Origin of the sequence: uncultured Comamonas sp. (genome assembly GCF_964277875.1) — a bacterium.
GTDB lineage: Bacteria > Pseudomonadota > Gammaproteobacteria > Burkholderiales > Burkholderiaceae_C > Comamonas > Comamonas sediminis.
Genome location: NZ_CAXYJV010000011.1, coordinates 66,228 through 84,531 on the forward strand (window position 1 = coordinate 66,228; position 18,304 = coordinate 84,531).

Annotated in this window: 13 protein-coding genes; 7 read left to right on the top strand and 6 right to left on the bottom strand. The window is 65.2% G+C overall.

Going from position 1 to position 18,304, the window contains the following annotated elements; all coding sequences use genetic code 11:
* Positions 1-37 precede the first annotated feature (37 nt).
* Together ACHWUQ_RS05910 and gspF are read left to right on the top strand one after the other, a co-directional pair.
* Positions 38-688, top strand: a complete 651-nt coding sequence (locus ACHWUQ_RS05910) for a glutathione S-transferase family protein (protein ID WP_394680587.1) — start codon at positions 38-40, stop codon at positions 686-688.
* 86 nt (positions 689-774) lie between these two features.
* Positions 775-1,992 (top strand): type II secretion system inner membrane protein GspF, encoded by a 1,218-nt coding sequence (gspF, locus tag ACHWUQ_RS05915; RefSeq protein WP_394680588.1) that lies wholly within the window; start codon positions 775-777, stop codon positions 1,990-1,992.
* Positions 1,993-2,041: 49 nt separating this feature from the next.
* On the opposite strand, the gene ACHWUQ_RS05920 is transcribed toward gspF, so the two are convergent.
* Both ACHWUQ_RS05920 and uxuA read right to left on the bottom strand, forming a co-directional pair.
* The gene (locus ACHWUQ_RS05920) at positions 2,042-3,064 is read right to left on the bottom strand and encodes a tripartite tricarboxylate transporter substrate binding protein (RefSeq protein WP_312834005.1); all 1,023 of its coding nucleotides are present in this window, start codon (positions 3,062-3,064) and stop codon (positions 2,042-2,044) included.
* Between the two features lie 23 nt (positions 3,065-3,087).
* Entirely contained in the window at positions 3,088-4,164 is a 1,077-nt protein-coding gene (gene uxuA / locus ACHWUQ_RS05925) for a mannonate dehydratase (protein ID WP_394680589.1), read from the bottom strand.
* A gap of 190 nt (positions 4,165-4,354) precedes the next feature.
* Between uxuA and ACHWUQ_RS05930 the strand changes: the two genes are divergently transcribed.
* Both ACHWUQ_RS05930 and ACHWUQ_RS05935 read left to right on the top strand, forming a co-directional pair.
* The gene (locus tag ACHWUQ_RS05930; protein ID WP_312527383.1) at positions 4,355-5,089 is read left to right on the top strand and encodes a FadR/GntR family transcriptional regulator; all 735 of its coding nucleotides are present in this window, start codon (positions 4,355-4,357) and stop codon (positions 5,087-5,089) included.
* A 203-nt stretch (positions 5,090-5,292) separates the two neighbouring features.
* Positions 5,293-6,192 (top strand): 5'-nucleotidase, encoded by a 900-nt coding sequence (locus ACHWUQ_RS05935; RefSeq protein WP_312412238.1) that lies wholly within the window; start codon positions 5,293-5,295, stop codon positions 6,190-6,192.
* Positions 6,193-6,279: 87 nt separating this feature from the next.
* Here the strand turns inward: ACHWUQ_RS05935 and ACHWUQ_RS05940 are convergent, their stop codons facing one another.
* The 4 genes from ACHWUQ_RS05940 to ACHWUQ_RS05955 form a co-directional block, all read right to left on the bottom strand.
* Positions 6,280-8,424 carry a TonB-dependent receptor domain-containing protein gene (locus ACHWUQ_RS05940; protein WP_394680590.1) on the bottom strand — a complete coding sequence of 715 codons (2,145 nt, stop codon included), beginning with the start codon at positions 8,422-8,424 and terminating at the stop codon, positions 6,280-6,282.
* Positions 8,425-8,588: 164 nt separating this feature from the next.
* Positions 8,589-9,050, bottom strand: a complete 462-nt coding sequence (locus tag ACHWUQ_RS05945) for a hypothetical protein (protein WP_394680591.1) — start codon at positions 9,048-9,050, stop codon at positions 8,589-8,591.
* Between the two features lie 199 nt (positions 9,051-9,249).
* Positions 9,250-9,729, bottom strand: coding sequence for a DUF1854 domain-containing protein (locus ACHWUQ_RS05950; protein WP_394680592.1), 480 nt, complete (start codon positions 9,727-9,729; stop codon positions 9,250-9,252).
* A 24-nt stretch (positions 9,730-9,753) separates the two neighbouring features.
* Positions 9,754-12,102 (bottom strand): ABC transporter ATP-binding protein, encoded by a 2,349-nt coding sequence (locus ACHWUQ_RS05955; RefSeq protein ID WP_394680593.1) that lies wholly within the window; start codon positions 12,100-12,102, stop codon positions 9,754-9,756.
* A gap of 223 nt (positions 12,103-12,325) precedes the next feature.
* Here ACHWUQ_RS05955 and cphA (ACHWUQ_RS05960) point away from each other — a divergent pair, with 223 nt between their 5' ends.
* From cphA (ACHWUQ_RS05960) to ACHWUQ_RS05970, 3 genes are all read left to right on the top strand, one after another.
* Positions 12,326-14,506: a cyanophycin synthetase gene (gene cphA, locus ACHWUQ_RS05960; RefSeq protein WP_239809421.1), complete on the top strand. Its 2,181-nt coding sequence runs from the start codon at positions 12,326-12,328 to the stop codon at positions 14,504-14,506.
* 79 nt (positions 14,507-14,585) lie between these two features.
* A complete protein-coding gene (cphA, locus tag ACHWUQ_RS05965) occupies positions 14,586-17,168 on the top strand; it encodes a cyanophycin synthetase (RefSeq protein WP_312461622.1) in 2,583 nt (860 codons plus the stop codon).
* A 67-nt stretch (positions 17,169-17,235) separates the two neighbouring features.
* Positions 17,236-17,724 carry a CreA family protein gene (locus tag ACHWUQ_RS05970; RefSeq protein WP_312834013.1) on the top strand — a complete coding sequence of 163 codons (489 nt, stop codon included), beginning with the start codon at positions 17,236-17,238 and terminating at the stop codon, positions 17,722-17,724.
* The last annotated feature ends 580 nt before the right edge of the window (positions 17,725-18,304 follow it).

Sequence of the window (18,304 nt, forward strand, 5' to 3'; positions counted from 1 at the left end):
GCATGGCGATTTTGCCTGTCACCCGAAGGACCAAGACATGACCTCCCACAACGCCCCGCTGCGCTTTTTCTACCACCCCCAGTCCCGCGCCCGTATCGTGCGCTGGATGCTGGAAGAGTGCGGCGCCGTCTATGAACCGGTGCGGCTGGAGTTTGGCGGCACGATGAAGGCGCCCGATTACCTGGCACTCAACCCCATGGGCAAGGTGCCGGCCCTGCAGCATGGCAACACGGTGGTGAGCGAGACCGGCGCGATCCTGGCCTACCTGGCCGACCTCTACCCCGAAAAAAAGCTGGCACCGGCGCTGGACAGCCCCAAGCGCGGCAGCTACTACCGCTGGCTGTTCTTTGTCGCCGGACCGGTCGAGGCCGTGTCCACTGCCAAGGCGGAGGGTTGGCTGCAGAACCAGACCGAGCGCCAGGCGCTGTCGGCCGGCTATGGCCGGTTTGACGATGTGCTGCGCAGCCTGCAGCTGGCGGTGACCGGCAAGCGCTATGCCTGTGGCGACCACTTCACCGCGGCCGATCTGTACCTGGCCAGCTACATCGGCTGGAGCATGCAGGAAGGCACCTTGCCGAGCCTGCCCGCCTTCCAGGACTACGCGCTGCCGCTGTTGCAGCGCCCGGCTGCCCAGCGTGCCGATGCGCTCGACGGCCCCGTGCAGATGCCCGGCGCAGCCGCTGCCTGATCGGGCCGCTGCCATCGGCATGCCATGTGGATCAGGCACAATAGCCCGGGGTGGCCGTGGCGCCACCTTGTTATATCCACCAGTCCATGCCCGCTTTTTCGTACGAAGTTCTTGACGCCCAGGGCCAGACCCGCAAGGGCATGATCGAAGCCGACAGCGCCAAGGCGGCACGCAGCCTGCTGCGTGCCCAGGCCATGGTGCCGCTGGCGGTCGAGCCGCTGGGCGATGTCGACGACAGCGGTGCCAGCACGGTGCGCAGCCGGCGCGCGGTCTTCAATGCCACCAGCCTGGCAGTCTGGACGCGCCAGCTCGCCGGCCTCATCAGCTCCGGCCTGCCGCTGGAGCGCGCGCTGACCGCGCTGATCGAAGAGATCGACAGCGAGCCCCAGCGCCAGCTGGTCGCCAGCCTGCGCGCCGAGGTCAATGGCGGCTCCACTTTTGCCAAGTCGCTGGCCCTCTACCCCCGTGATTTTTCGCAGATCTACCGCGCCGTGATCGATGCGGGCGAGCACAGCGGCCACCTGGACCAGGTGCTGTCGCGGCTGGCCGACGACCTCGAAGAGCGCGACCAGCTCAAGAACAGCCTCATCGGTGCCTCGCTCTACCCGGCCATCGTCACCTGCTTTGCGTTTGTCGTGGTGATGGTGCTGATGAGCTATGTGGTGCCGCAGGTGGCCGAGGTGTTCTCCGGCACCAAGCATGCGCTGCCGCTGCTCACCCGCATCATGCTGGGCTTCAGCGACCTGATCCGCCACTGGTGGTGGCTGGGCGCGGGCCTGGTGATTGCCGGCACCGTGATGCTGCGCCTGTCGCTGCGCCAGCCGGCCTTTCGCCAGCGCTTTGATGCCGGCTGGCTGCAGCTGCCGGTCATCGGCAAGCTCTCGCGCAACTACAATGCCGCGCGTTTTGCCTCGACCCTGGCCATGCTCAGCAACGCCGGCGTGCCTATCTTGAAGGCGCTGCAGGCCGCTGCGCAAACGGTCTCCAACCAGGCCATGCGCCAGGATGCCATCGATGCGCTGGACATGGTGCGCGAGGGCGCACCGCTCGCCTCGGCACTGGCCCAGAAAAAGCGCTACCCCGCGCTGCTGTCGATGTTTGCCCGCCTGGGCGAGCAGACCGGCGAGCTGCCGCAGATGCTGCAGCGCGTGGCCAACCAGCTGGCCGGCGATGTGAAGCGCCGCGCGATGCGCCTGGCCACCATCCTGGAGCCGCTGCTGATCGTCGGCATGGGCATCATCGTCGGCATCATCGTGATGGCGGTGCTGATGCCCATCATCCAGCTCAACCAGTTTGTGCGCTAAGCAACCGGTTGGACCCCGCCTGGCCCGGCCAGACTAGCGGGGCCCAGTTTCACTCCGCGTGGATCTTGTTGGCCTTGACCACATCGCCCCAGAGCTTGTACTGCGCGCGCGTCATCGCATCGAGCTGCTCGGGCGTGCCGCCGCCCGGCTGGTCGCCGCGCTCCTGAAAGCTGCGGATCACCGCAGGTTCCTTCAGCACCGTGTTGATGGCGGCATTGAGCTTTTGCACCACCTCGGGGCGGGTGCCGGGCGGGCCGTACATGCCGATGAACGAGATGATCTCGAAATCCTTCAGGCCCACTTCGGCGGGGGTCGGCACATCGGGCAGCGAGGCCACGCGGCTGCTGCTGGTCACCAGGATGGGGCGCACCTTGCCGGATTTGATATAGGGATCAAACACCGAGGTGGCATCGAACATCGCCTCGATACGGCCGGCCATCAGATCGATCACCGCCGGGCCGCTGCCCTTGTAGGGCACATGGTTCATCGCCGGGCTGCCCAGGCGCTCGCGCATCAGCTCGGTGGTCACATGCACCAGCGAGCCGGCACCGGGGGTGCCATAGTCCACACCCTTGCCGGCCTTGGCGCGCTCCTTGACGAGGGCGGCAAACTGCGCAAAGTCCTTCACCGGCGATGCAGCCGGCACCACCAGCACCAGCGGCGACTGCAGCAAGATGCCGACCGGCACAAACTTGGTCGGGTCGACAATGCCCAAGGTCGGGAAGACATGCGGGGTCACGGTCATCGAGCCGTTGCCCACCAGCATGCGGTAGCCATCGGGGGCCGAGCGCATGATGTCGGCCGAGCCCAGGTTGCCGTTGACGCCGGCCTTGTTCTCGATGACCACGCCCTGGCCCAGGTTGGCCGCGAGGCTGTTGCTGATCACTCGGGCGGCAAAATCGGTCTGACCACCTGGCGGAAAGCCCACCATCAGGGTCACCGGCTTGGTCGGGTAGGCGGTTTGCGCCAGCGCCGGGGCGCTGACCAGGCCGGTGCCCAGCGCCAGGCCCAGGGTCAGACCTTGGGTGATCTTGCGGCGCAGCATCGCGTGCGGTGTGGTCTTGGTCTTCATTGTTATGTCTCCTTGGTTTGAAATCAGACTGCAGCAGGCGCTGCGCTGTCTTGCTGCCCGGGTGAGAACTTGTCCACCGCTTCCCACAGGCCGTTGATGTAGACGGCGCCCAGTGCCCGGTCGTAGAGGCCATAGCCGGGCTTGCCGGTTTCGCCCCAGATCATGCGGCCGTGGTCCGGGCGCACATAGCCTTCAAAGCCCACATCGTGGTAGGCCTTGACGATGGCCGCGATATCGAGCGAACCGCAGGTCGAGAGGTGGGCGGTCTCTTCAAAATCGCCGTCGGGCGAGACCTTGACATTGCGGATATGCGCAAAGTGGATGCGGCCGCGGCCGCCAAACTCGCGCACCAGCGCCTCGACATTGTTCTGCGGGCCGGCGCCCAGCGAGCCCGAGCACAGGGTCAGGCCATTGGCGGGGCTGTCGATCAGGTCAACGATACGGGCCAGGTCGTCGCGGTTCTTCACGATCCGTGGCAGGCCAAAGATCGGGCGCGGCGGGTCATCGGGGTGGATGGCCATCTTGATGCCGCACTCCTCGGCCACCGGGATGACCGCCTGCAGAAAATAGGCCAGGTTCTGCCAGAGCTGCTCGGCATCGACCTGGCGGTAGGCGTGCAGCAGGCCTTGCAGCTCATCGCTGCGGTAGCTGCTGTCCCAGCCGGGCAGCGAGATGCCTTTTTCCGCATCGATGCTGTCGGCCATGCGGCTGTCAAAGGCCAGGCAGGTGGAGCCATCGGGCAATTGCTTGGCCAGCTCGGTGCGCGTCCAGTCAAACACCGGCATGAAGTTGTAGCAGACGACCTGCACACCGGCGGCGGCCAGATGGCGCAGGGTTTGCTGGTAGTTGGCGATCAGCTGGTCGCGGCTGTCGCGGCCCAGCTTGATGTCCTCGTGCACCGGCACCGATTCCACCAGTTCAAAAGCCAAGCCGGCGCCTTCGATCTGCTGCTTGAGCGCGTCGATCTTGGCCACCGGCCAGACGGCCCCCACCGGCTCGTCATAGATCGCCGAGACGATATGCGTGACCCCGGGGATCTGGCGGATATAGGCCAGGGACACCGGGTCCGAGCTGCCAAACCAACGAAACGACATCTTCATGGATGCACCTTTTCCTGCAATCAAAAAATCTGGTTAGACCAATTCTACAAACTGGCTAGACCATTTTGATTGATGGTTTACCACTATGTCCGGTATTTGCCGCGTTGGGGCCAGACGGCGGCTTACACTGCTGCTGGCCCTTCCGGTTTTGGCGGACCGGCCGATGAACGGAATACGGAATACGCGCAAGATGCCCCACAAGCTGGTCCCTCCGGTTGACGACGACAGCCGCACCACCGGTGTCAGGTCCTACCAGGACCTCGCCAGAAAAATCCTTGAAGAAACCGCCGCAGGCAGCGCGGCAGCCGACCAGCGCCTGCCGTCGGAGCGCACCCTGGCCGACATGTTCGGCGTCAGCCGCACTGCCGTGCGCGAGGCCATCATTGCGCTGGAGGTGCAAGGCCTCGTCGAGGTGCGCCTGGGATCGGGCATCTACCTGCAGCCAAACGGCGCCAATGGCCCCAGCCGCCTGCCCGCCTTTGATGTGCCCACCGGCCCCGGCCCGCTGGAAACCCTGCGCGCCCGCGTGCTGGTCGAGGCCGAGATTGCCGCCGCCGCTGCCAGCGAACGGCGCGATGCCGACCTGGACCGCATGCTCGACGCCCTCGCCACCATGCGCCTGCAACTGGCCGACAAGGACGCCTACGACGCGGCCGACCGGCGTTTTCACCTCGCCATTGCCGAGGCCACCGGCAACCGCGTGCTGCAGCACATGGTGGAAGCCATGTGGGACAACGCCCGCCAGGACCCGCGCTGGGACAAGATCGAGCAGCATTTCCACTCCGAGCAGCTGCGCGAGGCCAGCCTCAAGGACCACCAGGCCATCTTTGCCGCGATTGCCGAGCGCCAGCCCGAGCAGGCGCGCCAGGCGATGCAGCAGCATCTGGGAAGGGTCATCTCCCAATTCTCCCAAGCCTGGTATTGAGAGGGACTAATACAGCCCTTGATACGTCGTTGCCTGGCCGGCCGCGCCAAGCCTTGTCGTACTTTCAGTACTGCCTGCGGCTTCACGCCTCGTCTCAACCGCCAACCTTTGGTTGGCTGGGCCGTATTAGCCCCTGGAGAAAGTACCTCTGTTGATTGGGAAGACTGCGCTATATTGGCCCCAGTTCAGCAACAAGGACGGCCATGGCTGCCACTCTCGACAACAAGCTGGTGGTCGCGATCTCGTCGCGGGCGCTGTTCAACTTTGAAGAAGAAAACCGGGTTTTCGAGCAGGACAAGGACCAGGCCTATGCCAGGCTGCAGCTGCAGCGGCTGGATATTCCGGCGCCGCCGGGGGTGGCATTCTCCTTGGTGCGCAAGCTGCTGGCCTTCAACAGCGGCACGGTGCAAAAGGTCGAGGTGGTGCTGCTGTCGCGCAATGACCCGGTCAGCGGCATGCGGGTGTTCCGCAGCTGCAAGGCCCATGGGCTGCATTCGATCCAGCGCGGGGTGTTCACCCAGGGGCGCGACCCTTTCCGCTACCTCAAGCCGCTGGGCGCGCATTTGTTCCTGTCGGCCAATGCCACCGATGTGCAGCAGGCGCTGCAGCTGGGCTTTCCGGCCGCGCGGGTGCTGACCGAATCGGCCCAAGCGCAGGACAGCCACCCCGATGAAGTGCGCATCGCCTTCGACGGCGATGCCGTGCTGTTCTCCGATGAGGCCGAGCGCGTCTTCCAGGCCCAGGGGCTGGATGCGTTCCAGCGCCATGAGATCGAACATGCCACCCGGCCGCTGCCCGATGGCCCTTTCAAACCGCTGCTGGCCGCGCTACACCGGCTGCAGCAGGATGTGCAAAGCCAGATGCGCATCCGCACTGCACTGGTCACCGCCCGCAGCGCGCCTGCGCATGAGCGCGCGATCCGCACCCTGATGGACTGGAACATCGGTGTCGATGAAACCATGTTCCTCGGCGGCCTGGCCAAGGGCGAGTTCCTGCGCGAGTTCGAGCCCGATTTCTTCTTTGACGACCAGACGGGCCATGTGACCAGCGCAGCGGCCCATGTGCCGGCCGGGCATGTGAGCAGCGGCATCTCCAACCTCTGATCGGCTGCGCCCCACCCAGGCGCAAAAAAGCCGCTGGCTCCTGGTGGAGGCAGCGGCTTTGGCGTTCAGGCTTCTACAGCCAGCTGCTTAGAACTGCTTGATAAAGCCCAGCGAGACCGCACGGCCCTGCAGCGGCGCCGCGTTCTTGATGAACGAGGTGTGCACGTAGGCCAGCTTGTTGGTCAGGTTGTCCAGCTTCAGGTAGATCTGCCATGGCGTGCCATCGCTGGAGGTCTGGTGGTAGCTCACGCGCCAGTTCAGCATGCCGTAGCCCGGGGTCTCGGTTTCATAGTCCGCCACCTTGTTCTGGCGCTTGACCAGCTGCCACTGCGCCTCGCTGCGCCAGTTGGCCCATTTGCCAGCCACGCGCAAACCTACGCGGGCAGGGGCCAGGCGCGGGATCTTGCTGCCGTCTTCGAGCTTGGCATGCACCAGGTCGCCGGTGGCACCCACTGTCCAGTTCGCGTTGATGCGGTGCTGGATCTGGCCTTCCAGACCGGTGAAGGTGGCGGTCTGCTGTGCATACTGCAGCAGCTGCAGGCCGTCATGCTCATCGACGGTGCGGCCGTAGATGTAGTTGTTCACCCGGTTGCGGTAGACATTGACCGAATAGGTCGTGTCGCCCGCGGTGCGTGCAATGCCAATGTCGATATTGCCCGAGCGCTCCTTGCGCAGGTCGGGGTTGCCCAGCTCATAGGTCGAGGTGGCCATATGCAGGCCCCTCGCATACAGCTCCTCGGCGGTTGGCAGGCGGCTGGCCGAGGTGACATGGGCGCTCAGGCGGTAACCCGGCATAAAACGCCAGCTGCCGCCCAGCGACACCGAGTTGCCCTTGTGCTTGCGCACCAGACCGTCGTCGTTCGCATAAACGCTTTGCCAGTCGTGGCGCAGCGCGGCTTCCACCCCAAAATCGCCAAAGCGGCGCTCTTCGAGCAGGTAGACGCCCTGGCTTTGCGTGCGGGTCGGCTGCACATAGGCTTCTTCACCGGTGGCGCTGAAGCGGCGCTGCGCGGCCTCAAAGCCGACCAAACCGGTCCAGCCGGCAATCGGTTCATGCAGCACATCGACACGCATGTCATGCGCGCGGTTCTTGAAGCTGGTGGAAATCTCGCCGCCCTCGATCTCGTCGTGGTGGTAGCGCGTCACGCCACCGCGCACACGGATGGCCGAGACGCCGGCAAAGGGCTGGCGCCACTCGGAGCGCAGGTCATAGCGCTCGCTGTGCATGTCCACCACCGGCACGCCTTCTTCTTCATGGTCGTGGTCGTGGTCATGGCCTTCCTCGCCATGGTCGTGGTCGTCATGGCCACCGCAGTGCAGTTGCAGGCCATGGGTGTGGCAGCCTTCAAAGCTGTGGTTGTGGCCAGGCAGGCCGTAGCGTGCCTGGGTGCGGGTGTAGGCCAGGCCCACATAGCCGCTGTCGCCGATCCAGGACAGGCCAATGCTGCCGCCCGCATTGCGCGCGCGGCTGCCGTCCACCTTGTTGCCCAGGCCCCAGCCGCTGCCTACGCGGTAGTCATCGGCATTGCGGGCCATGCCCTCCACATGCAACGCAAAAGGGCCCGAACCTGCGGTCAGCGACAGCGCCGTTGCTGCATCGTTGGCGCCCGTGCCGGCACGCACTTCAACCTGGCCTTCATAGCCCTTCTCCGGCACCTTGGTGGGGATCTTGTTGTCCAGCACATTGACCACACCGCCAATCGCGCCGGCGCCATAGATCAGCGCCGAGGGGCCACGCAGCACCTCGATCTGGGTGGCCAGCATCGGTTCGCTCACCACCGCATGGTCGGGGCTGATGGTCGAGGCATCCTGGATCACTGCGCCATCGTTCAGCACCTTGACCCGCGCACCGTCCATGCCGCGAATCACCGGGCGGCTGGCACCGGCACCAAAGTGCGTGGCCTGGATGCCGGGCTCATTGGCCAGGGTCTCGCCCAGGCTGGCCCCGCGTTGTTGCACCAGCGCATCGCCTTGCAGCACCGTCACCGGCGTGGTCATGTCATCCACGGTGCGGTTGGTGCCGCTGGCCGATACCGTCACCTCGGGCAACGTGGTGGTCGCAGTGGTGGCGGCCGTTGCCGGCGTGCTGTCTTCGGCGTTCTGTGCCAGTGCGGCGCTGCTCAGCAGCAGGCCGATCACCGCGGCTGCGACCGGGCGCAAGTCCCGCGCCTGTGGCTTCAAAATCGGTGCGCGCGCCATCAGCGGCTGCGCCTGTTGTGCCTGGAAACCCATCATCTACCCCTCGAAAAGCACATGCATCCCCAGCATGTGCAGGCGCAGCCCCGCACTGCGGGCTGAACCGGCCAGGCGCCATGCACCCGGCAGCTGCGCGGAAAAAACAAGACAGACCGGCCTGCGCTAGCCTGCACCGTCGAAGGTCAGGGCCAGCGGCCGTGTCACTGGAACAAGGAGGGAGTCAGAGAGGGAGGGCCACGCGCAAAGAACAGCGCGGGGCTTTGCCGCAGCAAGATGGCCAGCACGGTCGGAGCCGCTTCCTGCACCGCCCGCAGCAAGGGGGCTTGCAGCGCATCGCAGAGCAGGCCAGCACCCAGGGCCATATGCGAGAAGCCCTGGCAATCGGCCTCGGAGTGCTTGCCAAACAGGTCATGCACACCGTGGCCCGGGATGACGACGGTATCGCTGCTGTCGCGTTCGCCCACGGTGGTTGATGAAGACGCTAGGACAGCGGCCTGCAGCGCTCGGGCGTAGAGATGGCTGATGTCATGCAGCTTGCCCAGCAGCGGCATGCACAGCTGCGCAAAACACAGCCAGCACAGCAGCGCCACCGCCCAGCCACGCAGCGGCCTCGGCGCATGCGCCGAAACAGACAGGGGATGGAAGAAGCGCAGGGAGGACACGAGCGAGGCAGACGATCAAACCAAGTGGCGCACTCCCCCGAGAGCCGGGGCAGACGCGCCACTATTGCAAATGAATTGCATTATGCCTGCAAATGGCAGACCGACTAAAGCATGGGGGACAGGAACCAGGACCCCTTAAAAACCAAGGCCCGGAAAACCGGGCCTGGGGTATGGGGGTGTGGGGCTGTGGACAAGCCGCTTAGAGAAAGCGCTCCAGCAGCTTGCGCGATGCCTTGTCCAGCCGGGTGGTATCGGGCAGGCGGTAGTGCACGCCATCGGCCGAGGTGATCAGCAGGTTCTGGCGGCCGTGCAGCTTGCGGATGTCTTCCTCGGCCTTCAAGGTCATCTGGACGGGCCCCCGGTCGGTTTCCAAGGTCCAGATGCTGGGCACCGAGAAGGTCGAGACGCTGAGGATGCGCTCAATCAGCGGCTGGAATTCGCGCGCGGCCAGGTCCTCGTCGAGCAGCGCACGGGCGGCCGGGTCCACGGCCTCCATATCGGCGATCCACAGCACTTCCTTGCCGTCTTCACCAATGAGGGAGATGCCGTGCAACGGGGCCGACAGCGGAAAGGCGCGCACCGGGTTGACCTGGTGCGGGGCGCCGTCCTTGAGAAACACCAGGCGGCCAAAGGCATTGCGGCTGAGCGGCAGCGGTGCGGAAGAAGTAGTCAAAGTCATGGCAAGGCTTTCCTGGGCTGCAGATCAGCGGTTTTCATCGGACCCGTCCACATGGGACTTGGGCAGGGGCTGAATGTCATAGGTCACGCCCGCCGCACGCGCAGTGACCACGCCAGCGGCTTCGGCATCCTCCTCGGCACGGCGCGCCTGCGCCATGTACAGACGCCAGTAGGCGCCTTCCTGGGCCATCAGCGCGTCATGCGATCCGACTTCGACAATCTCGCCACGGTCCATCACCACCAGGCGGTCGGCCTTGCGCAGGGTCGACAAGCGGTGGGCAATCGCAATCGTCGTGCGGCCTTGCACCAGGTTGTCCAGCGCACGCTGGATTTCCTTTTCGGTCTCGGTATCGACGGCCGAGGTCGCCTCGTCCAGGATCAGGATGCGCGGGTCGATCAACAGAGCGCGCGCAATCGAGATGCGCTGGCGTTCACCGCCGGACAGGCCCTGGCCGCGCTCGCCCACCAGCGAGTCATAGCCGTGGGGCAGGCGCAGGATGAACTCATGCGCATGGGCAGCGCGGGCAGCAGCAACAATCTCTTCACGCGTCGCATCGGGCTTGCCGTAGGCAATGTTCTCGGCAATGGTGCCGAAGAACAGGAAGGGTTCCTGCAGCACCAGGCCGATGTTGCGGCGGTAGTCGGACACCGCAATGCGGCGCACATCGACGCCATCGAGCTGGATCGAGCCATCGGTCACGTCGTAGAAGCGGCTGATCAGGTTGACCAGGGTGCTCTTGCCCGAGCCGCTGTGGCCCACCAGGCCGATCATCTCGCCGGGGCGGATCTGCAGGTTCAGGTCCTTGATGACGGTGCGGCTGCCATAGCGGAAACCGACGTTTTCCATCGTGATCGCGCCCTGCACCTTGCCCAGCTTGACCGGGTTGACCGGGTCAGGCACGTTGCTCACATGGTCGAGGATGTCGAAGATACGCTTGGCGCCGGCGGCCGCCTTTTGCGTTACCGAGACGATGCGGCTCATCGAATCGAGGCGCGTGTAGAAGCGGCCGATGTAGGCGATGAACGCGGTCAGCACACCCACGGTGATCGAGCCGCCCGCGACCAGGTAGATACCAAAGGCCCAGACGATCAACAGACCCACTTCGGTCAGCAAGGTGACCGTGGGGGTGAACAGCGACCAGGTCTTGTTGACCCGGTCATTGGCTTCCAGGTTGACCTGGTTGGCAGCCGCAAAGCGGTCGGCTTCGCGCTGCTCCTGCGCAAAGGCCTTGACGACGCGGATACCGGGAATCGTATCGGCCAGGACATTGGTCACTTCGGACCAGACGCGGTCGATCTTCTCGAAACCGGTGCGCAGCTTGTCGCGCACCGTGTGGATCATCCAGGCGATGAACGGCAGCGGCACCAGGGTGACCAGCGCAAGCCAGGGGTTGATCGAGAACAGGATCGCCGAGGTCATCACGATCATCAGCACATCGGTCGCAAAATCCAGCGCGTTGAGCGACAGAAACAGGTTGATGCGGTCCGTTTCTGCGCCGATACGGGCCATCAGGTCACCGGTGCGCTTGCTGCCGTAAAAATCGAGCGAGAGTTTCAGCAGGTGGTTGTAGGTCGTCGTGCGCAGGTTGGCACCAATGCGCTCCGATACGCGCGCCAGCACAAAGGTGCGCGCCCAGCCCAGCAGCCAGGCAATCAGCGCCGAGACCAGCAGTGCGCCCAGGTAGAACCGCACCAGGCCGGCATCGATCTTCTCGCCGTTCTGGAACGGGATCAGGATCTTGTCCATCAGCGGAATCGTCAGGTATGGCGCGACCAGTTGGGCGGCCGTGGTGCACAAGGTCAATGCGAAACCCAACAACAATTGCATTTTGTAGGGTTTGGCAAAGCGCCACAGCCGCAGCAGCACCCAGCTGGATGTCGGTGCATTCTGCTGGCGGGCGCAGGCCGGGCATTCCTCGCTGTCCGGGGGCAGCACGCTGCCACAGACCGGGCAGAGCGCGCGCTCGTCCTCCACCACCTGGTAGGCCTCGTTGCGCAGCAAGCGCTCACGTTGGCGCTCGAACTGCTGCATCAGCCCCAGCACTGCCGTCTGGTGGCTCAGTGTGATGCGCCACAGGCCCAAACGCCGGGTGCTGTCATGCAACTCCAGGCTGCCCACGCCTCCATGGTCGAAAAAACGCAGCGAAAGATCCGGCGCTAGTACCCACTCACTCCACTGCCGGGCAGCAGGATCATAGGCCAGCAGGCGCTCGGAGGTCAGCACCACCTGGCCGCTGCCAAAGCGCAAATCGGAGGTCAGGTCAACGGGAGTGGCGGCAAGCACGTTTTCCAGAGTATTGAGCTTGGCTCGCAATTGGGTTCCTAGCGGACCCGCAAAGAATGCTGACGCGTCCGCGGAATGTTGATGTTGCATATGGCGTTTTTCTCTCCGCACGGGGCGGTGGCAGTGGTCCGGTGAACAACCGCATATTATTGTGGCGAACGGCGGCCTGGGCCGCCCTGCCGTCATCTGTCTTTAACGTCTGACATGGCCGATAGGCTGACAGCGATTAATCTGCCTCATTTGGGCGCACAATGCTTTCCCATCTACGGCGATTCCCCCCGGAATTGTTACTTATGTTTATCCGTTGATCGATATGGCGAAATTCAATACCATCCAACTCTTGCGCACCACGTTTTTGCGCGGCCCCAGCGTCTGGACCTACCGCCCTGTTCTGGAGGTCTGGCTGGACCTGGGAGAGTTGGAGGACTATCCCTCGAACAAGATCCCCGGGCTGAACGAACGCCTCACCACCTGGCTGCCCGACCTGATCGAGCACACCTGCGGCGTCGGTGAGCGCGGCGGCTTCATCCAGCGCCTCGAAGGCGGCACCTGGATGGGCCATGTGATGGAACACGTGATCATCGAGCTGCTGAACCTGGCGGGCATGCCGGCCGAGTTCGGCCAGACGCGCGAGATCTCCAAGCGCGGCGTCTACCGCATGGTGTTCCGCTGCCCCGAAGAGGCCGTCGCCCGCGTCGCCCTGGAACACGGCCACCAGCTGCTGATGGCCGCAATCAACGACGAGCCCTACGACATCAAGCCGGCGGTCCATGCGATCAAGACGGCAATCAACGACCGCTACCTGGGCCCCTCGACCGGCTGCATCGTCGATGCCGCCAGCGAGCGCCGCATTCCCCATATCCGCCTCAATGACGGCAACCTGGTCCAGCTCGGCTATGGCGCCGCGCAGCGCCGCATCTGGACGGCCGAGTCCGACCAGACCAGCGCGATTGCCGAGGGCATTGCCCAGGACAAGGACTTCACCAAGCGCCTGCTGGCCGCCTGCGGTGTGCCGGTGCCCGAAGGCCAGATCGTCGCCAGCCCTGAAGAGGCCTGGGAAGTGGCGCAAGAGATCGGCTTTCCCGTCACCGTCAAGCCCTCCGACGGCAACCATGCCCGTGGCGTGACGCTGGAGCTGTCGCAGGAGGCCGACATCAAGGCCGCGTTCGCACTGGCCCAGCCCGAAGGCTCCGACGTCATCGTCGAGAAGTTCATCGACGGCGTCGAACACCGCCTGCTGGTAGTGGGCGACAAGGTGGTCGCGGCCACCAAGGGCGAGACCGTCAGCGTCTACGGCAATGGCAAGTCCACGTTGCGCGAGCTGGTGGCCGTGCTCAATGAAGACCCGCGCCGTGGCCCCGAGCAGGAGTACCCGCTCGACTGGATCAATCTGGAAGCCGGTGCGGTCAAGCTCGAACTCAACCGCCAGAACGTCACGCCCGACAGCGTGATCGCCCAGGGCCAGGGTGTGCTGCTGCAACGCAATGGCAACATGGCGATCGACTGCCTCGATGACGTGCACCCCGACGTTGCCTACTACGCCGTGCTGGCGGCCAAGATCGTCGGCCTGGATATCGCCGGCATGGACATGATCCTCAAGGATGTCTCCCAGCCGATGCAGGGCCAGGGCGCCATCCTGGAAGTCAATGCCGGCCCCGGCCTGCTGATGCACCTCAAGCCCACCAGCGGCGCGCCGCGCCCGGTCGGCATGGCCATTGCAGACCACCTCTTCCCCCGCGAAGACGGTGCCGGCGCAGGCCGCATCCCCGTGGTGGGCATTGTCGGCACGCAGAACAATGCCTTCATCGCACGCCTGGTGGGCTGGTTGCTGCAGCTGTCGGGCAAGCTCACCGGTGTGGCCAGCGACGAGGGCATGTACCTGTCGAACCGCCAGACCCAGAAGACCAATACCGCCAACTGGGCGGGTGCCCACCGCCTGCTGACCAACCGCCTGGCGCAGGCTGCGGTGATCCAGACGACCGCCCGCTCCATCCTGGAAGAAGGCCTGGCCTACGACCGCTGCCTGGTTGGCGTGGTGACCGACATGCAAGGCTTTGAGAGCCTGGCGGACCATGACGTGCTCGAACCCGGCCAGATGCGCCGCGTGATGCGCACCCAGATCGATGTGGTGCTCGACGAAGGCGCCGGCGTGCTCAATGCCGACCTGCCCGAGGTGGCCGACCTCGCCGAACTGTGCGATGGCGAAGTGGTCCTGTACTCGGCCCAAGCGGACAACGAAGCGGTGGCCGCCCACCGTGCCAACACCGAAGCCCAGCACGAAGGCGGCCGCGCCGTCGTCATCAAGGGCAACAACGTGGTACTGGCCACCGGCGCGCAAGAGCGCGTGCTGGGCACCCTCGATGCGCTGAGCCTGCCGGGCGGCAAGAAGCCCGACACCTCGGCTCTGCTTGCCGCCATCGCCACGGCCTGGGCGCTGGATATCACCCCCGATCTGATCGGTGCCGGTATCAAGACCTTCGAGTACAACGCCTGACACGCCGGACACGGCTCCCCACGACGACAAGCATGCACGGCCCGCTGATTCAGCGGGCCCTCCATCTGAAAGAAACACTATGCAGCTCTCCCGCACCCGTGCCTTGCGTGGCCCCAATCTCTGGACCCGCAGCACCGCCATCGAGACCATCGTGCGCTGTGAAGACAGCGAACAGCGCTACAGCACCATCCCCGGTTTTGAAGAAAAACTGCGTGCGCGCTTCCCCAATATCGCCCCCCTGCAGCCCCATGGCGCCGACCAGGCGCTGTCGCTGGCCCATGTGCTCGAGGTTGCCGCGCTGTCGCTGCAGGCGCAAGCCGGCTGCCCGGTCACCTTCAGCCGCACCCATGTCACGACCGAGCCCGGCACCTACCAGGTCGTCGTCGAGTACACCGAGGAAGCCGTGGGCAAGCTGGCGATGGAAAAGGCTGAAGCGCTGATCCAGGCCACACTGAACGACACGCCGTTTGATGCCGACGCCGCCATTGCCGCACTGCGCGAGCTCGATGAAGACGAGCGCATCGGCCCCTCGACTGGCGCCATCGTCGACGCCGCTGTCGCCCGGGGCATTCCGTTCCGCCGCCTGACCAGCGGCTCGCTGGTGCAACTGGGCTGGGGCTCCAAGGCCCGCCGCTTCCAGGCAGCAGAGATTGATTCGACCAGCGCTGTGGCGGAATCCATTGCGCAGGACAAGGATTTGACCAAGCGCCTGCTGCATGCCGCTGGCGTGCCCGTGCCGATGGGCCGCCCGGTGGCCGATGTCGAAGAAGCCTGGCAAGTGGCGCTGGAGGTGGGCCTGCCCGTCGTCGTCAAACCGCAGGATGGCAACCAGGGCAAGGGCGTGGTGGTCAACATCACCACCCGCGAAGGCCTGGAGGCCGCGTACAAGACCGCCAGCGAGTTTGGCGACGAGATCATGGTCGAGCGCTTCCTGCCCGGCCACGACTTCCGCCTGCTGGTGGTCGGCGGCCAGTTGGTCGCCGCCGCCCGCCGCGAGCCGCCCCAGGTGCTGGGCGACGGCCAGCACACGATCCGCGAGCTGGTGAACCTGGTCAACCAGGACCCGCGCCGCGGCACCGGCCACGGCACGGCGTTGACCAAGATCCGCCTGGACGACATCGCCATCGCCCGCATCGCCAGCGAAGGCATGACCCCCGACAGTGTGCCCGGCCAGGGCCAGCGCGTGGTGCTGCGCAACAATGCCAACCTGTCCACCGGCGGCAGTGCCACCGATGTGACCGATGACGTGCACCCCGAAATCGCCGCCCGTGCGATCGAAGCGGCCCAGACCATCGGCCTGCACATCTGCGGCGTGGACGTGGTCTGCGAGACCATGCTCAAGCCCCTGGAAGAGCAAAGCGGCGGCATTGTCGAAGTCAACGCTGCCCCCGGCCTGCGCATGCACCTGGCGCCCTCGTTCGGCAAGCCCCGCCATGTCGGGGTGCCGATGGTCGATGAGATGTTCAGCGCCGGCAACGACGGCCGCATCCCGCTGGTCGCCGTGACCGGCACCAATGGCAAGACCACGACCACCCGCGTCATCGCCCATCTGTTCACCTCGCACGGCTGGCGCACGGCGATGACCAACACCGATGGCGTCTACGTCAACGGCCGCCAGATCGACAGCGGCGACTGCTCGGGCCCGCGCAGCGCACGCAACGCGCTGGCCCACCCCGAGACCGATGCCGCCGTGCTCGAATGTGCACGCGGCGGCATTCTGCGCGAAGGCCTGGGTTTTGACCGCTGCCAGGTCGCCGTGGTCACCAACGTCGGCGAAGGCGACCACCTGGGCCTGAACTTCATCACCACCAAGGAAGACGTGGGTGTGTTGAAGCGCGTGATCGTGCAGAACGTGGCACCCACCGGCTACGCGGTGCTGAACGCTGCCGACCCGCTGGTCGCCGCAATGGCCCATGTCTGCCCCGGCAAGGTGATCTTCTTTGCCGCCGACCGCCACCACCCGCTGATGGCCACGCACCGCGCCCAGGGCAGCCGCGTCGTCTATGTCGATGGCGACAGCATCGTGGCCGCCGAAGGCTCCTGGCGCGAATCGATCCCGCTGCGCGAGATCCCGATCACCCGCAATGGCGCGATCACGTTCCAGGTCGAGAACGTCATGGCCTCGATCGGCGCCGCCTGGGCCGCTGGCCTGCCCTGGCAGACAATCCGCCGTGGCCTGGCAGGCTTTGTCAACGACAGCGACAACGCCCCTGGCCGCTTCAACGTAATGGACTACCGGGGTGCGACGATCATCGCCGACTACGGCCACAACCCCGATGCCATCCGCGCGCTGATCCAGGCCGTGGAAGCCATGCCCGCCAACAAGCGCAGCGTGGTCATCAGCGGCGCCGGTGACCGCCGCGACGAAGACATCCGCGTGCAGACCGAAATGCTGGGCGAGGCCTTCGACGACGTCATCCTCTACCAGGATGCCGCCCAGCGCGGCCGCGCCGACGGCGAAGTCATCGCGCTGCTGCGCCAAGGCCTGCAAGGCGCCAGCCGCACCAGCTACGTGACCGATATCCACGGCGAGTTCGTCGCCATCGACCACGCACTGGAACGCCTGCAACCCGGCGATCTGTGCCTGGTGCTGGTCGACCAGGTCGAAGAGGCGCTCGCGCATCTGCAGCGCCACGTGGCCCAAGCCGCCGCCCAGGCCTGATCCTCTGCTCCCGCATGCACCGGCCTTGGCGCCGGTGCAGCCCTCTCTCCTTTTTCGGACACCCTCCATGCTGACCACCTCTTCCTGGCGCCACGCCGTCGTCGCCGCAGGCTGCCTGGCCGCCACGGCCGCCTGGGCCCAACCGGACACCATCGGCTCGGTGGACACGGTGTTCAAGTTCATCGGCCCCGACCACAAGATCGTTGTCGAGGCCTATGACGACCCGCTGGTCAAAGGCGTGACCTGCTATGTCTCGCGCGCCCGCACCGGCGGCGTCAAAGGCGCGCTGGGCTTGGCCGAGGACCGCTCCGAGGCCTCGATTGCCTGTGTGCAGGCGGGCGCGATCAGCATCGAGAAGCCTTTGAAGCAGCAGGAAGAGGTGTTCAGCGAGCGGACCTCGCTGCTGTTCAAGCGTTTGCGGGTGGTGCGCATGGTGGATGCGGCGCGCAATACCTTGGTCTATATGACGTATTCGGACAAGGTGATTGAGGGCTCGCCGCAGAACAGTGTGACGGCGGTGGCGGTGCCTGCTTCTACGGTTATTCCGGTCAAGTGACCGGTCGCTGCTCTGCTCTGTTCTGCGCTGAACTGCGCTTCTTGATTTGCGCTTTTCTGCTGGCTGTTAACAGTGCCTTTTAATAGGCGCTTTTTACTACTGCGTAGGGCTGCTGGCCGGGTCTCGCCCCGGCGGGCGAGGTACTTTTCTTGGCGACCAAGAAAAGTACCCAAAAGAAGGTCGCCCCTGCTGCTTGCGACCCTTCGCTTTGCGAAGGGCAACCTGTGTCGTGGCGTTTGTGGGGTGTGCCGCGAAACTCTCTACGCGCCAAAGGCGCTCCGTTCGAACAGACGCGGCAAGCTAGATCACGAAGCGCTGGCACTCTTCGGTGCCAGCGCCACCCCACAAACACCGCGCCCCAGGCGCATGCAAAAGGGGAATGCGAACACCCCAACAGCCAAAAACCAATAGGCCATCGCTACGCTCGGCCCGTTGGGGGGGCCGAGCGTAGCGACGGCCTGCGTCTGCGCACCACCCCTTCTGAATGCGCCGAGGAGCACAGGGTATGGGCTGGGCAGTTGCACCGAAGAGTGCAACTGCTTCGTGAACTGACTCACCGCGTCTGTTTGAACGGAGCGCC

Coding starts and splice junctions, on each gene's coding strand:
- ACHWUQ_RS05935 (WP_312412238.1), top strand. CDS start 5,293: ATGGCTGCCACTCTCGACAACAAGCTGGTGGTCGCGATCTCGTCGCGG.
- cphA (WP_312461622.1), top strand. CDS start 14,586: ATGCAGCTCTCCCGCACCCGTGCCTTGCGTGGCCCCAATCTCTGGACC.
- cphA (WP_239809421.1), top strand. CDS start 12,326: ATGGCGAAATTCAATACCATCCAACTCTTGCGCACCACGTTTTTGCGC.
- ACHWUQ_RS05920 (WP_312834005.1), bottom strand. CDS start 3,064: ATGAAGACCAAGACCACACCGCACGCGATGCTGCGCCGCAAGATCACC.
- ACHWUQ_RS05910 (WP_394680587.1), top strand. CDS start 38: ATGACCTCCCACAACGCCCCGCTGCGCTTTTTCTACCACCCCCAGTCC.
- ACHWUQ_RS05940 (WP_394680590.1), bottom strand. CDS start 8,424: ATGGGTTTCCAGGCACAACAGGCGCAGCCGCTGATGGCGCGCGCACCG.
- ACHWUQ_RS05950 (WP_394680592.1), bottom strand. CDS start 9,729: ATGACTTTGACTACTTCTTCCGCACCGCTGCCGCTCAGCCGCAATGCC.
- gspF (WP_394680588.1), top strand. CDS start 775: ATGCCCGCTTTTTCGTACGAAGTTCTTGACGCCCAGGGCCAGACCCGC.
- ACHWUQ_RS05955 (WP_394680593.1), bottom strand. CDS start 12,102: ATGCAACATCAACATTCCGCGGACGCGTCAGCATTCTTTGCGGGTCCG.
- uxuA (WP_394680589.1), bottom strand. CDS start 4,164: ATGAAGATGTCGTTTCGTTGGTTTGGCAGCTCGGACCCGGTGTCCCTG.
- ACHWUQ_RS05970 (WP_312834013.1), top strand. CDS start 17,236: ATGCTGACCACCTCTTCCTGGCGCCACGCCGTCGTCGCCGCAGGCTGC.
- ACHWUQ_RS05930 (WP_312527383.1), top strand. CDS start 4,355: ATGCCCCACAAGCTGGTCCCTCCGGTTGACGACGACAGCCGCACCACC.